The following is a 13,695-nucleotide window of genomic DNA, read 5'->3' on the forward strand; positions in this document are numbered from 1 at the left end:
GTCACCATGACAATCTGGACACCCCACCTGACCGATCGGGGGCCCCGCTACCGTGGCATCGCCGAGGCCATCGCCGCTGCCGTGCTCGCCGGCGACCTCGCCCCCGGCGAGCGCCTGCCGCCCCAGCGTCGCCTCGCCGATGCGCTGGGGGTGACCGTCGGCACCGTGACCCGCGGCTACGCCGAGGCCGAGCGCCAGGGTTGGGTCGAGGCCCGGGTCGGCAGCGGCACCTATGTGCGGGATGACACGGCGCCCGGCAGGGTCGCCTTCATGGCCGACCGCCGGGTCGAGGACGGCATGATCGACCTCAGCCTGAGCCTGCCGCCGCCCCACCCGCTGCGGGCCGACGCCCTGGGCCGGGCGCTGCGCGGCATCGCCGCCGATGCCGCGCTGTTACAACGTGCGGTGGAGTACCAGTCCGAGCGTGGCGTGCCGGCCCATCGCGAGCAGCTGGCCGCCTGGTTGGCTCGCCTGGGCATGGCGACGGATCCACGGGACCTGCTGGTGACCCAGGGCGGCCAGCATGGCATCAGCCTGACGCTCCAGGCGCTGACCCGCCCGGGCGAGCGCATCGCCGCCGATGCCCTCACCTACCCCGGGCTGATCGGCGCGGCCCGCCAGGCGCACCTCAAGGTGCTCGGGGTCCCCCTCACCGAGGCCGGCATGGACCTCGACGCCCTCGCCAGGCTCTGCGCCCAGCAGCCTCCTCGCCTGGTCTACGTCACCCCCGACCAGAACAACCCCACCGGGATAGCGCTCGGAGAGGAATCGCGCGAACGCCTGGCGACGCTGGCCCGACGGCACGACTTCTGGATCCTCGAGGACGGCGTCCAATATCTGCCCGAGGTCGAACGGGGCACGCCGCTCCACCGGCTGGCACCGGAACGCACCCTGTTCATCTTCAGCACCTCCAAGGTGCTCGCCGGCGGTATGCGCATCGGTACCCTCACGGTGCCGGCGCCGCTGCAGGACCGGCTGTGCACCGCCCTGCGCGCCCAGAGCTGGATGGTGCCGCCGCTGATGGTGGAGGCGGCCTGCCGCTGGGCGGCCAGCGACGAGGGCGAGCGGCTGCTGGCCTGGCAGACCGAGGAACTCGGTGCGCGTCAGCGGCTCGCCCATGAGCGACTCGCCGCCTTCTCGCCGCGGGGGCGCGACCACGGCGCCAACCTCTGGCTGCCGTTGACGGGCGAGCTGCGCAGCGCCGCGCTGCTGGAGGTGCTCGAGCAGCGCGGGGTGCGCCTGAACAGCGCCGAGCCCTTCTGCGTGGGCAGCGAACCGGCCCCCCAGGCGCTGCGCCTCTGCCTCAGTGCCGCCGCCTCCCGCGAGGCCCTGGACAGGGCGCTGGGGATCGTCGCCGAGGCCCTGCACGAGCCGCCACCAAGGCCCTGGCGTACCCTCTGACCTCGAAGGAGCCCCAGCGACATGTTCAGCAAATCGGCAGGCTGTACGTTGGTTGGCGGCACTGGGCGGAGACGGCGGCCGTGACGACAGCGTGGCGGCGATCACCGGCGGCGATCGCGGCCGAGCCCCCCCATCAGGGTGATGCCGTGACACCGGTGCGGTGCCGGCGCGGCCCCCACAGGCAGGCCAGCAGCAGGATCAGCCCGGCCAGGGTAGCGATGGTGCCGGCGGCGCTCACCGAGGCATCGAAGCCCAACCACCCGGGACCGTGCCCCGCCAGCAGGTAGCCAAGCACCGCCGAGATCACGGCGAAGAGCTGGCTCCAGGCGATCTGGGCGACGAGCCGGTCGGTCATCAGCCGCGCCGCGGCGGCCGGACAGATGAACATGGCGATGACGATGATCGAGCCCACCGCCTCGAAGGCGGCGATGGCCGCCACCGCCACCATGGTCACCAGCAGCAGGTCGACCAGCACGGGATGCGCCCTGACGCTGGCGGCAAAGTCGGGATCGAAGCTGCCGAGCACCAGGTGACGGCGGAACACCGCCACGAAGATCACCACCAGCAGGCCCACCCAGGCGACCCGGGCCAGTTGCGGCGGCAGGTCCGCCAGGGCCACGGGGTCGAACAACGCGGCCGGCCCGGTGCCGTCGAACCAGATCAGGCTCTCCAGGTTGCCGTAGAGGGCGTGCTCCACGTCCAGGTGCACCCCGCCGGCCTGGTGCCACTCCAGCAGCAGCACGCCCACGGCGAACAGACTGGTGAAGGTCACGCCCATGGCCGCGCTGATCTCCACCCGGCCGAGCCGCCGGATCAGCTCGATCATCGCCACCGTGATCAGCGCCGACACCCCGGCACCCAGCATCATCGCCGCGGAGGAGAGCATGCCGGTGAGCAGGAAGCTGACCACGATGCCGGGCAGCGCCACATGGCTGATGGCGTCGCCGATCAGGCTCTGGCGGCGCAGCACCAGGAAGTTGCCGAGCAGCGCGCAGGTCATGCCGATGATCACCGCCACCGTCAGCGGCACCAGGCTGAACATCATGAAATCGCTCATCGCCCGCCCTCCGGCCGCGGTGGAAGCTGGGCCTCCAGCGCCATGATCGCATCCGGCGAGAGCACCCTGGCGATGGGGGTGAGCCCGGAGTGCTCCTGCTGCAGGGCGTCATCCGGATGGCGCTCGCGATAGAGCGACCAGAGGCGCTCCTCGTGCTCGGCGTCGCGGGCGGCGGCTTGCCCCGGCAGTGTCGCCACACCGTCGCGTCGGATATACCCCTGGCGTCGCAGCAACTTCAGGGTCAGGTTGTCGAAGATCGGCTCCTCCCGGGCCAGCGCGAGCAGCCCCTGGCGCAGGTGGACCCGGCGGCGGAAGCGCTGGTAGGCCAGCAGGGTGGCGAGCACCCCACGCCACGGCGAGAACAGGAAGGAGGCCATGAACAGCGAGAAGGAGGCCAGCACGACCAGCGGCCCGGTAGGCAAGCCCTCCTGGACGCTGGAGAGCGTCACGCCGAGATACCCGGCCGCCGCGCCCAGCAGGGCGGCCAGGGCCACCATGCGCAATGGCCGGTCGGTCCAGAAGCGTGCGGTGACCGGCGGGATGATGGCCAGTGCCACGATCAGGATCAGCCCGGTGACCTTGAGCCCGATCACCACCACCGCCATCAGCAGCAGCAGCATCAGCAGGTCGACCCGCCCGGTGCTCACCCCCTGGGTCCGGGCGAACTCCGCGTCGAAGCAGACCAGCAGGAAATCGCGGCGCAGCACGAAGATCGCCAGCAGCAGGCCCAGCGCACAGAGCGCGATCAGCTGCGCCTCGGAGGCGAGCATGCCGGCGGTGGCGCCGACCAGGTAGCCGGTCAGCCCCGCCTGCCCGGTCACCTGCATCGACTGGATGACGGTGATCAACACCACCCCGAAGGCGAAGAACGACGAGAGCACCGCGCCGATGGCGGCATCCTCGCCGAGTCGGGTCCGCGCGCTGATCGTCTGCACCGCCCAGAGCCCCACGGCGGCGCTCAGGGCGGCGCCGAGCAGCAGCCCCGGCAGCCAGCGGCCGTCGCCCTGCCACAGGCCGGCGAGAATGAACGCCAGGGCGAGCCCCGGCAGGGTCGCGTGGCTGATCGCATCGCTGACCAGCGAGCGCTTGCGCAGCAGCACGAAGCTGCCGATCATGCCACCGGCGGCGCCGAGCAGCATGCTGCCGATGGTCACCAGGCTGGTGTTGTAGCCCAGCGTGAAGGTCAGGGCGCGCCACCAGGTCTCCATCATTCGCTCCGTTGGGCCGCGGCGACCGGATCGCCGACCAGTCGCGTCAGCTGGACGGTACTCAGGCGACCGCCGTAGGTCGCCTGGAGGTTACGCTCGGTGAACACCTCCTCGACGGGCCCCGCGGCGATACGACGCACATTGAGCAGCAGCACATGGTCGAAGTAGTCGCGCACCGTGGCGAGGTCGTGGTGCACGCAGAGCAGGGTCCTGCCCTCCTCGCGCAGCCGCTTGAGCACCTCGACGATGGCCTTCTCGGTGGCCGCGTCCACGCCGGCGAAGGGTTCGTCGAGGATGGTCAGCTCGGCCTCCTGGGTCAGCGCCCGGGCCAGGAACACCCGCTGCTGCTGGCCACCGGAGAGCTGGCCGATCTGCCGCTCGGCGAAGGCCTCCATGCCGACCCGGGCCAGGCTCTCCATGGCCTGTTCGCGGTGGCGCCGACGGGTGAACTGCCACCAGCGCAGGTTGCGGAACAGCCCCATGGCGACCACGTCGATCACCGTGGCGGGGAAGTCCCAGTCGATGCTGTTGCGCTGCGGCACGTAGGCGATGTGCCGCGACATCTCCTCGATGGGCCGGCCGAAGACGCGCACGTCGCCGGTCAGTCGGCGGGTGATGCCCATCGCCGCCTTGAGCAGGGTCGACTTGCCGGCACCGTTGGGCCCGACGATGGCCGTCATGCTGCCCGGCGGCGTGACGAAATCCACCGAGTAGACCACCGGGCGGTGGTCATAGCTGACGGTCAGGCCCTGGACCGCCAGGGGGCTGGCGGCGACTTCCTCGCTGACCCATGCGGCACGGTTCATGGTGCCTCCCCGGTCGCGGCGAGACGCCCCTGACGCCCGCCCTCGGGTACCTCACCGCCCAGCGAATGGGCGATCAGGCTGACATTGTGGTCGATCATGCCGAGCCAGGTCCCCTCGTAGGTACCGCGGCCCCCCATGGCGTCGGAGAACAGCTCGCCGCCGATGCGCACCTCATGCCCCTTGGCCGCGGCCCCCTCGATCAGCGCACGGATGTTGCGGTCCGACACCGAGGACTCGACGAAGATGGCGCCGATCTCCCGCTCCACCAGCACGTTGACCATCGACTCGATCCGCGCCAGGCCGGCCTCGCTCTCGGTGGAGAAGCCCTGGATACCCAGCACCTCGAAACCGTAGGCATCGCCGAAATAGCCGAAGGCGTCGTGGGCCGTCACCAGCACCCGGGCCTCCTCCGGCACGCTGGTGAGCACTTCGCGGGCATAGGCGTCCAGCGCCTCGAGCTCCTCCAGGTAGTCGTCGGCACGCTGGGCGAAGGCCTCGGCGTGCTCGGGGGCGAGCTCGCTCAGCGCATCGCGGATGGCCAGCACCACGTGCCGCCAGCGGCCGGGGTCCATCCATACGTGGGGATCGGACTGGTCGGGGTACTCCTCATCGGCCAGGCGCTCCTCCACCGGCACCGCCTCGCCCACGGCGAACACCGGCTTGCGCTGCCCCAGGCGACCGAGAAACTCCTCCAGTTGCGCCTCCAGATAGAGCCCGTTCCAGAACACCGCCTCGGCCCGCGTCATGGCAGTGACATCGCTGCGCGTCTGGCGATAGAGGTGGGGGTCGACCCCCTCCCCCATCAGGCCACGCACCTCGACCTGCTCGCCACCGACCTGGCGCAGGACGTCGGCGATCATCCCCGTCGTCGCCACCAGTTGCAGGCGGTCGGACTTCGCCACCGCTGGCACGCAGAACAACGCCGTCAGGACCAGCAGCGACACGAGGCGACGAGCAAACGACATTTGGGCACTCCTTGTATGGGACGGGCAGCCCGGCCGACCCTGCTGGTGTGGGTCGCCACGGCATATCCCCCATAGCCTACCGTGTTGGGCGCCACTTGCTAATGGCGATAGGCTAGCGGACTCATAGCCGGAACGCATATCGACGGGAGACTAGATTGTATCGCCGATCTCGATGCGATACCCCAGGTCGATGACACGCGCATCCGCTGCCCCGCCGCGGATGCGGGCGAGCAGCTCGTGGGCGGCGCGCTCGCCGATCGCCTCGCGCGGGGTGACCACGCTGGCCAGCCGTTGTGACATCACCTGCCCCACGTCGTGGCCGTGGAAGCCGGCGATCGCCAGCCGGCCGGGCACCGAGACGCCACGGCGCAGGCATTCGAAGTAGGCCCCCACGGCCACGTCATCGTTGGTGCAGAAGATGCCGTCGGTCTCGGGGTGCTCGGCGAGGATCTCCGCCATCAGCGCGGCCCCCACGCTGTAGGACGAGCGCTGGGTCCGCTGCAGGGTCAAGGGGACCAGTCCGTGGGCCTCCATGGCCTGTCGATAGCCGAGTTCACGCTGACGGGTGCGTTCGTCGAGGCGCACCGCCAGGTAGAGGATATGGCGGCGGCCGCGGCGGATCATCTCGGCGACCATGTCGCGGGCGGCGGCCACGTTGTCGAAGCCGACCGCCTGGTGAATCGGTGGCAGGTGGGTATCCATGATCTCCACGCAGGGAATGCCCGCCGTCTCCAGCATGCGGCAGCTGCGCGGCGAGTGGCGGCTGTCGGAGAGGATCATCCCGTCGACGTTGTACGAGAGCAGCGAGGCCAGGCTGCGCTCCTCCAGCTCCTCGCTGTAGCCGTAGTGGGTGAGCATCAGGTGGTAGCCGGCCGGCTCGGTCACCGCCTCGATGCCGACGATGACGTCGGCGAACACCTGGTTGGTCAGGGAGGGCACCAGCACGCCGATCGAGCGGCTGGTGGCCTTGGACAACAGGTCCGGCGCCCGGTTGGGGATATAGCCGACCTCCTCGGCCGCGGCGAAGATGCGCTCCCGCAACCCCTCGGACACCGACTCGGGGTTGCGCAGGCAGCGGCTGACGGTCATCTTCGTTGCGCCGACCTGATCGGCGATGTCCTGGAGGGTCGGTCGTTTCTTCTTCACGGCATGCGGTGCCCCATCGATGGAGAAGCGTCTGGAAAGCCGACCACCATAGCCAACTTTCCGCGACGATTCACGGGCCGGCGTCAGCGCTCCTTCAGGGCCAGCAGGAAGGCGTCGACGATCTGCTCCGGCGGCTGGTTGATATCCACGACGACGGCTTCGTCGCGGCCGGGGGGCTCGAGGTCGCCGAGCTGGCTGTCGAGCATGGCGTCGCCCCTGAAGAAGTGCTCTTTCCTGCCCCCGAGCCGCTGGCGAAGCCGTTCACGATCGCCCTCGAGAAACAGGATGGCGAGACCGTCGTCGCCCCCGCGCAGGGTGTCCCGGTAGCGACGCTTCAGTGCCGAGCAGGCGATCACCACCGACGCCTCGCGGCGCCGGTAGTCGGCGAAGAAGCCCGCCAGGGTCTCGAGCCACTCGCCGCGATCCGCGTCGTCCAGGGGGATGCCGTTGGCCATCTTGTCGACGCTGGCCGGTGAGTGGTGGTCGTCGCCATCGATGAAATCGACGCCCAGCCGCCTGGCCAGCAGGCGGCCGACGTGAGACTTGCCCGAGCCCGATACGCCCATCACCAGAATACGATAGGTGGCAGCCTTCACATGACCTCCAGTCGTCAGTTGCCGTACTCAGTTGCCACGGACTGCGGTGAAGTCGGGCAGCCAGGTGACGATGCCCGGGAAGGCGATCAGCACCACCAGCACCACCAGCAGCGCCGCGTAGTAGGGGAGCATCGCCTTGACCAGCGACTCCATCGAGACCTTGCCGACCCCGCAGCCGACATAGAGGCAGGTGCCCACCGGCGGCGTCAGCAGGCCGATCCCGAGGATGAAGGCCATCAGCACGCCGAAGTAGGCCGGATCGACGCCCACCGAGGTAACGATCGGGGTCAGCATCGGGGCCATGATCACCATCGCCGGGGTCAGGTCCATCACGAAGCCCACCAGCAGCAGCAGGCCGGCGACGATCATCAGCAGCCAGAACGGCTCCTGGGTGATCGCCTGCACCTGGCGCACCAGGGTCTGGGGCACCATGTTGATGGTCAGGAACCAGGCGATCACGGTGGCGAAGGCCAGCAACAGCAGCACCATGCCGGTCAGGCGTGCGGTGCGGATCAGCATGCCCCAGAGCTCGCGCAGCGCGAACTCGCGGTAGACCAGCAGCGAGATGACCAGCGAGTAGAGCAGCGCCGCCACCGCCGCCTCGGTGGCGGTGAAGACCCCGCCGATGATGCCGCCGATCACGATCACCGGCAGCACCAGGGCCAGCCAGGCGGCCTTGAAGGCCTGCCACAGCAGGTCGAGGCGGAACTTCCGGGTCTGCCCGGCGTGTTCGATGCTGGCCATGATGAAGGTCGTGACCATCAGCCCGAAACCGATCAAGAGCCCCGGCACGATGCCGGCGATGAACAGCCGGCTGATCGAGGTCTCGGTGACGATACCGAACAGGATCAGCGGGATCGACGGCGGGATGATGATGCCGATCACCGACGACACCGTGTTGATGGCGGTGGCATGGGGGGCGGAATAGCCCTGCTGCTTCATCGAGGGGATCATCATCGCCCCGGTGGCGGCGGTGTCGGCCACCGCCGAGCCGCTGATGCCGCCGAAGAACATCGAGCCGGTGATCGCCACCTGGCCCAGGCCACCACGCACGAAACCGACCAGCGCCCCGGCGAGATCCATCAACCGCCGGGCGATGCCGCCGGCGCTCATCACCTCACCGACCAGGATGAAGAACGGAATCGCCAGCAGCGGGAAGTTGTTGACCCCGCGGATCGACTGTTCGATCAGGATCGACAGCGGAATATCGGACATGACCGCCATGACCACCGCCGCGACGCCGAGACCGAAGGCGATCGGCAGGCCGATGGCGATGGAGGCAAACAGGATACCCAGGAAAATCCACAGCATGACTCAGTGCCCTCCGCGTCGTGCGGGTGATGACGGATCGCGGATCAACCGCACGCACTGCCAGGCACGCCACAGTGCCACGGCGGCGATGAAACCGGCGCACAGCACCAGCGAGACATTGATCAGGTTCCAGGGTACGCCGAGGATGGCGGTACGCCCGGTGGAACGGGACATCACCAGATAGCCGCCCCAGACGATGATGCCCATCAGCACGGTGATGATCAGGTTCTGGAGCATGTAGAGCAGATGGGCCCCGCGCGGCTGGAGCTTGCGCACCAGGAAGTCCACGGCGATGTGCTCGAAGCGGGCGAAGGCCGCCGCGGCCCCGAGGAAGATCAGCCAGATGAACAGCATGCGCGCCAGCTCGTCGGCCCAGGGCAGCGAGCGGTTGAGCAACGAGCGGCCGATGACGTTGGCCGACACCGAGACGATCAGCGCGACCAGGATGACGGCGATCAGTTGCTCCATGATCACCGTCAGCCAGCGGAAGATCGCCGGCCCCTTGCGCGCCTCGATGTCGAGTTCGAGGGGCTCGCGGTTGGGATCGTCGAAAAACACGCCGGGGTCGACGGGCGGGGGTGTGGACGTTGACATGCAGCGCTCCTGCGACAGGGCAAGGGGTCGATGCCCCCTGCCGCTGCCCCGTCAGTGGAAAGGAGGGGATCAGTCGTTGGTGGTCTCGGCGACGATGGCCTGGATCTCGGCGATCAGGTCTTCGCCGATGCGCGGCCCCCACTCGTCGTAGACGGGTTGAACCGCTTCCTGGAAGGCGGCGATCTGCTCGTCGTCGAGGCGGGTGATCTGCATGCCGCGCTCCTCGAGCTGGTCGCGCGACCAGTCGTCGTATTCGGTGGCCAGCTGGATCTCGTACTCCGCCGACTGACGGGCGGCTTCCTGCACCAGCTCCTGGTATTCAGGATCGAGGCGCTCCCAGGTGCGCTCGGACATCATCAGGATGAAGGGCGTGTAGACGTGGCGGGTCTCGGAGCCGTAGTCCTGCACCTCATGGAAGTTGGAGGTGAGGATGGTGCTCCAGGGGTTCTCCTGACCATCGACCACGCCCTGCTCCATGGCCGAGAACAGCTCGCCGAAGGCCATCGGCGTGGGGTTGGCCCCCAGGGTCTCCCAGATCGAGAGGTGCACCGGGTTCTCCATGGTGCGCACGGTCAGACCGCGCACGTCGAGGCCGGCGACGTCTTCCGGCGACTCGACCGGGCGGGCACTGTTGGAGAGCTGGCGATAGCCATTCTCGGAGAAGGTCAGCGCCTTGATGCCGGAGCCGTCGAAGGCGTCGAGCATCGACTGGGCGACGTCGCTCTGCATCACCGCGATGGCCGCCTCGCGGGTCGGCAGCAGGAACGGCAGGTCGAAGACCGCCAGTTCCGGCACGTAGGTGGTGGCCGGTGACGTGGAGGGATAGGTCATGTCCAGGGTGCCGGTCTGGAGCATCTCCATCATCTGCACGTCGTCGCCCAGTTGGCTGTTGGGGAAGATGTTGACGGTGATGCGGCCGTCGGTGCGCTGTTCGAGGATATCGGCGAAATACTGGCTGGAGAGATACTGTGGCGAGGTCTCGGCCAGACCGATACCCATGCGGATGGTATGACTGCCGTGGTCGGCCACGACATCGCCCTCGATGGCGGGCGGATCGGAGAGGTCGGGCGTCTGGGCCTGGGCGATGCCCAGGGTCAGGGTGGCCGCGCCGGCCAGGGTGAGCGTGCTGCGCCAGATGGCTGTCATGGCGTGTGCCTCCAAGGCTGTTTGTAGGTTGTTGGGTCGTACGCTGCTGCGAGCGTCTCGCTCGGCATAGAGCGTCGGGCCGGCAGGATGGCGCCAGGCACCTTTCCATGTGTCATGTCGCCATGTTACCGGTAACACTCATGAAGGAGACTAGGCGCGGGGCCGGCGACTGTCAACGACAATGCCGCCTCGACGACTTATACCTTAGGCTAAAAGCTGGCAGCCAGCGGCCCGACCTCACGAATCGCCCGCCCCACCGCGGCCAGCACTTGCTCGTTGCGGGCCAGGTTGAGTTCGCCCCGGGCACAGGCGACGATCGCCACCCGGTGGCTCCCGGCACCGTCTGCCAGGGTCGCGATACCGGCATCGCAACTGCGCCGGTGCTGGGTACCGGTCTTGTGGGCGAAGCGCACGCCAGGGCCGAGACCCGCCTTGAGACGCCGCTCGCCGCTGGTGGTCCGCTCCATCACCGACAGCAGGCGGGCGGTGGCCGCCGGTCCCAGCGCCCTGCCCTCGCCCAGTGCGGCGAGCAGCTCGGCGAAGGCATCGAGCCGACCGCTGTTGAGATCGGTGGCGTAGTAGGCCGCGAAGGCATCATCCAGGGAGCGCCATCGCAGCGCCTCGTGCGGAACCTCGAGGCGCCGGGCCAGCCAGTCGAGCCGGGCGGCGTCGCTGGGGCGCTTTCGCAGCTCGATGAAGTCGAGCCCGGAGAGCGAGACGGCCCGCGGGTGCAGCCCGCCATAGACGTGTCGGCGCACGTCCACCAGGGAGGTGATCGGTCCCAGGGACTCCCCGCCCGGCGCCAACGCCTGGGCACGCCGATTGACCGCCTCGAGGCCGAGACGGCGGATCAGCATGTCGCTGGCGGTGTTGTCGCTGACGGTGAGCATCGCCACGAGCAGTTGGTGCAGCGTCAGCTCGGCGCCGGGGGGCGCCCAGTTGGTGGGCCCGGCACCGTCGACATAATCGCTCTCGTGCAGCACCAGCCGCTCGTCCAGTGCCGCCTCTCCCGCTTCGACCCGCGCCATCAGTTCGATGGCCACCGGCACCTTGATCAGCGACGCCAGGTACCAGGACTCGTCGGCCCGCCAGCCGAAGCGCTCGTCGCTGCCCAGCGGCCGCACGACGACCCCCAGCTCGCCGTCGAACCCGGCCTCGAGGGCGGCCAGCTTCGCCTCGAGCCGCGCGGACCAGGCGGGCTCGGCCATCGCCGGGAGCGGCAGCACCAGCAGGGCGAGCCCCAGGACCAGCGCACGCATCAGCGTCGCTCCCGGATCCAGCCAATCAGGGCGATCCAGCCCGCGGTGGCCAGGATCAGCGCCAGGCCGATGCCCAGCACCTGCGGATAGGCGTAGACCTGCCAGGCCTCGAACAGGAAGCGCAGGATCAGGAAGATCACCACGATATGGAAGATGAAGGCCATGAGCGCATCGGAGCCGATGGTGGTGATCGGCCGCAGCCAGGCGGCGCCGCGCTCGCCAGCGAGCAGGCAGAGCGCCAGGATCACCAGGGCGCCGCCGAGGCTGAACAGCATGAAGGCGAGCTCCGGCGGGTGCTTGCCGACATTCCAGGCCACCGCCACCAGCGCCTCGCCGAGCCCGGGCAGCGACACCGCCACGAACCCCAGCAGCAGCGCCGCCCCGACCCCCACCAGCCCCAGCACCAGCCGGCGGCGCGCCGCTGGTTGCCAGTAGCAGCACAGCACCGCCTCACCGATCAGCAGCCCGACCATCACCAGCGGCAGCCGCGAGAGCTGGCCCCAGGCGTAGTGGTCCGCGTCCTCGACGAGGATCGCCTTGAGCGGCTCGATGCCCCAGAAGTCGAAGTGGCGCTCCAGCCAGCCCGACAGCAAGGCGATCGCCAGCGGGCCCACCAAGCGCGCCCAGAGCGGCAGTCGCCGCCACAGCGGCAGGACCCAGGGCAGCCACAGCAGCGCGATGGCATAGAAACCGAGGATCTCGACCCAGATCGGGAAGCGCTGGTAGAGCAGGGTGTCGAGGATATCCTGCGCCGAGTAGAGCGGCAGCATCTCGACGACGGTGAGCGCCTTGTACCAGAACAGCACCTCGAGGCCGCGCAGCATCAGCTTGAGGCGCCGGCGCGGCCAGTCCGGGGCATCGGTCTTCGGCAGGAAGGCCACCGCCAGGGCGATGCCGAACACCGTGATGAACAGCGACGAGGAGAACTTGGTGAGCAGATGGATCGGCACCATCCCCCAGTCGGGCACCTGGCGGATGCCCAGCAGCCCGCTGACCGCATGGCTGAGGATCATCAGCGCGATGGCCACGCCGCGGGCCAGGTCGATCGCCTCGATGCGCCCCTGCCCCGCCGGCAGCAGCGGCGGCGCCCCCAGCCGAACCATGACCGCTCTTCCCTGCATGCGCCGCCTCCCTGGCTGTCCGATCACTCGCCGCTGACCAACGGCTCGACGCTCTCCAGCGTGAGCCGCCGCCCCTCGCTGGTCGAGAAGCGGAAGCGCCCCTCCACCCGCACCGCCTCGCCCAGATGGGGCGCGATCTCTTCGTGGGGAAAGATCTCGACCCGATGCAGGTCCTCGTCCTCGATCCAGTAATGCAGCGGATCCTCGAAGTGGCGAACGACGCCCTCGGTCACCACCCGGCGACCGTCGTGGGCCTCGGGATTCGTCGCCAGCACCGGCAGCGGCACCTCGACGAGCCGGTCGTTGTCGCCACAGGCCGCGAGCGCCAGGCTGGCGGCGGCGAGCCCCCACCGGGACCAGGCGAATGGTCGTCGTCTCACTGAATGCATGGCAATCTCCCCCCTTTACCGGCCGATGATAGCGCCTGAGGGCCGACACGAGTATGGCCGGCTGGCCCCGATGCCACTGCGGTCCAACGGGACTATGCTTGGGATGTGGAGTTCGACGCGAAAGGAGGCACCTTCAATTCCGTCGTTTTCGGCCCTCGCGGCCGAAGGAGAAAATGTCATGGCCATGCCGATGACGATACGCGAGTACCTCCGGGCCTGTGATATCGACTTCGAGGAGGTCACTCACCCGCGGGAAGTGACGACCAGCCGCATCGCCCAGCAGGCCCATGTCGCCGGTAGCCAGCTGGCCAAGGCGGTGATGCTGCACGGTGATTCCGGCTACCATGTCGCGGTGGTGCCGAGCGACTGCGATGCGGATCTCGACAAGCTCTCGCAGCTGTTCAACGAGAGGGTCGACCTCGCCTCGGAAGACGAGATCATGAGCCGCTTCAACGACTGTGATCCGGGAGCCACCACCCCGGTAGGCCAGGCCTACGGCCTGCAGGTCTATCTCGACGACATGCTGCGTCATCAGCCGGACATCTATTTCGAGGCCGGCGACCACGAGACCCTGGTCCACATGAGCGGCAGCGAGTTCGATCGCCTGATGGCCGAGATCCCGCACGGACAGATCAGCCGGCGGCACTGACCCGAGCCCCGGGCGGCCCCGCTTTCTCTACCCTGGCCGTGATCGCC

Annotated in this window: 14 protein-coding genes; 2 read left to right on the forward strand and 12 right to left on the reverse strand. The window is 68.9% G+C overall.

From position 1 onward, the window contains the following. Nucleotides 1-6: 6 nt before the first annotated feature. Nucleotides 7-1,401, forward strand: coding sequence for an aminotransferase-like domain-containing protein (locus tag C1H66_RS14825; RefSeq protein WP_102628652.1), 1,395 nt, complete (start codon nt 7-9; stop codon nt 1,399-1,401). Nucleotides 1,402-1,534: 133 nt separating this feature from the next. Here C1H66_RS14825 and C1H66_RS14830 read toward each other — a convergent pair whose 3' ends face one another. The 12 genes from C1H66_RS14830 to C1H66_RS14885 all read right to left on the reverse strand — a co-directional run bounded on the left by C1H66_RS14830 (nt 1,535) and on the right by C1H66_RS14885 (nt 12,999). After that, nucleotides 1,535-2,458, reverse strand: coding sequence for a metal ABC transporter permease (locus C1H66_RS14830; RefSeq protein WP_102628653.1), 924 nt, complete (start codon nt 2,456-2,458; stop codon nt 1,535-1,537). Then, a complete protein-coding gene (locus C1H66_RS14835) occupies nt 2,455-3,666 on the reverse strand; it encodes a metal ABC transporter permease (protein WP_102628654.1) in 1,212 nt (403 codons plus the stop codon). Before C1H66_RS14835 ends, C1H66_RS14830 begins: the two co-directional genes overlap by 4 nt. After that, nucleotides 3,666-4,472, reverse strand: a complete 807-nt coding sequence (locus C1H66_RS14840) for a metal ABC transporter ATP-binding protein (RefSeq protein WP_102628655.1) — start codon at nt 4,470-4,472, stop codon at nt 3,666-3,668. Before C1H66_RS14840 ends, C1H66_RS14835 begins: the two co-directional genes overlap by 1 nt. Next, complete coding sequence (locus tag C1H66_RS14845) at nt 4,469-5,437, reverse strand: metal ABC transporter solute-binding protein, Zn/Mn family (protein ID WP_102628656.1); 969 nt, start codon at nt 5,435-5,437, stop codon at nt 4,469-4,471. Before C1H66_RS14845 ends, C1H66_RS14840 begins: the two co-directional genes overlap by 4 nt. A gap of 150 nt (nt 5,438-5,587) precedes the next feature. Next, entirely contained in the window at nt 5,588-6,583 is a 996-nt protein-coding gene (gntR, locus tag C1H66_RS14850) for a gluconate operon transcriptional repressor GntR (protein WP_102628657.1), read from the reverse strand. A gap of 83 nt (nt 6,584-6,666) precedes the next feature. Continuing rightward, complete coding sequence (locus C1H66_RS14855; RefSeq protein WP_240618343.1) at nt 6,667-7,179, reverse strand: gluconokinase; 513 nt, start codon at nt 7,177-7,179, stop codon at nt 6,667-6,669. Nucleotides 7,180-7,206: 27 nt separating this feature from the next. Continuing rightward, nucleotides 7,207-8,490 (reverse strand): TRAP transporter large permease, encoded by a 1,284-nt coding sequence (locus C1H66_RS14860; RefSeq protein ID WP_102628658.1) that lies wholly within the window; start codon nt 8,488-8,490, stop codon nt 7,207-7,209. A gap of 3 nt (nt 8,491-8,493) precedes the next feature. Next, entirely contained in the window at nt 8,494-9,084 is a 591-nt protein-coding gene (locus C1H66_RS14865; protein ID WP_102628659.1) for a TRAP transporter small permease, read from the reverse strand. A 69-nt stretch (nt 9,085-9,153) separates the two neighbouring features. Continuing rightward, entirely contained in the window at nt 9,154-10,230 is a 1,077-nt protein-coding gene (locus C1H66_RS14870; protein ID WP_102628660.1) for a TRAP transporter substrate-binding protein, read from the reverse strand. A gap of 209 nt (nt 10,231-10,439) precedes the next feature. Then, entirely contained in the window at nt 10,440-11,489 is a 1,050-nt protein-coding gene (locus C1H66_RS14875) for a serine hydrolase (RefSeq protein ID WP_102628661.1), read from the reverse strand. Further along, nucleotides 11,489-12,610 carry an acyltransferase family protein gene (locus C1H66_RS14880; protein WP_240618344.1) on the reverse strand — a complete coding sequence of 374 codons (1,122 nt, stop codon included), beginning with the start codon at nt 12,608-12,610 and terminating at the stop codon, nt 11,489-11,491. The genes C1H66_RS14875 and C1H66_RS14880 overlap by 1 nt, the downstream gene beginning before the upstream one ends. A gap of 23 nt (nt 12,611-12,633) precedes the next feature. Then, a complete protein-coding gene (locus C1H66_RS14885; protein WP_102628663.1) occupies nt 12,634-12,999 on the reverse strand; it encodes a hypothetical protein in 366 nt (121 codons plus the stop codon). Between the two features lie 178 nt (nt 13,000-13,177). Here C1H66_RS14885 and C1H66_RS14890 point away from each other — a divergent pair, with 178 nt between their 5' ends. Further along, complete coding sequence (locus C1H66_RS14890) at nt 13,178-13,648, forward strand: aminoacyl-tRNA deacylase (RefSeq protein ID WP_102628664.1); 471 nt, start codon at nt 13,178-13,180, stop codon at nt 13,646-13,648. The last annotated feature ends 47 nt before the right edge of the window (nt 13,649-13,695 follow it).

The organism is Halomonas heilongjiangensis, assembly GCF_002879645.1.
GTDB classification, from domain to species: domain Bacteria; phylum Pseudomonadota; class Gammaproteobacteria; order Pseudomonadales; family Halomonadaceae; genus Halomonas; species Halomonas heilongjiangensis.

What these genes read in the sequence shown, in the direction of transcription:
- C1H66_RS14875 (WP_102628661.1), bottom strand. Translation starts at nt 11,489, where the DNA reads ATGCGTGCGCTGGTCCTGGGGCTCGCCCTGCTGGTGCTGCCGCTCCCG.
- C1H66_RS14870 (WP_102628660.1), bottom strand. Translation starts at nt 10,230, where the DNA reads ATGACAGCCATCTGGCGCAGCACGCTCACCCTGGCCGGCGCGGCCACC.
- C1H66_RS14885 (WP_102628663.1), bottom strand. Translation starts at nt 12,999, where the DNA reads ATGCATTCAGTGAGACGACGACCATTCGCCTGGTCCCGGTGGGGGCTC.
- C1H66_RS14830 (WP_102628653.1), bottom strand. Translation starts at nt 2,458, where the DNA reads ATGAGCGATTTCATGATGTTCAGCCTGGTGCCGCTGACGGTGGCGGTG.
- C1H66_RS14845 (WP_102628656.1), bottom strand. Translation starts at nt 5,437, where the DNA reads ATGTCGTTTGCTCGTCGCCTCGTGTCGCTGCTGGTCCTGACGGCGTTG.
- C1H66_RS14840 (WP_102628655.1), bottom strand. Translation starts at nt 4,472, where the DNA reads ATGAACCGTGCCGCATGGGTCAGCGAGGAAGTCGCCGCCAGCCCCCTG.
- C1H66_RS14860 (WP_102628658.1), bottom strand. Translation starts at nt 8,490, where the DNA reads ATGCTGTGGATTTTCCTGGGTATCCTGTTTGCCTCCATCGCCATCGGC.
- C1H66_RS14835 (WP_102628654.1), bottom strand. Translation starts at nt 3,666, where the DNA reads ATGGAGACCTGGTGGCGCGCCCTGACCTTCACGCTGGGCTACAACACC.
- C1H66_RS14880 (WP_240618344.1), bottom strand. Translation starts at nt 12,610, where the DNA reads ATGCAGGGAAGAGCGGTCATGGTTCGGCTGGGGGCGCCGCCGCTGCTG.
- C1H66_RS14865 (WP_102628659.1), bottom strand. Translation starts at nt 9,084, where the DNA reads ATGTCAACGTCCACACCCCCGCCCGTCGACCCCGGCGTGTTTTTCGAC.
- C1H66_RS14890 (WP_102628664.1), top strand. Translation starts at nt 13,178, where the DNA reads ATGGCCATGCCGATGACGATACGCGAGTACCTCCGGGCCTGTGATATC.
- C1H66_RS14825 (WP_102628652.1), top strand. Translation starts at nt 7, where the DNA reads ATGACAATCTGGACACCCCACCTGACCGATCGGGGGCCCCGCTACCGT.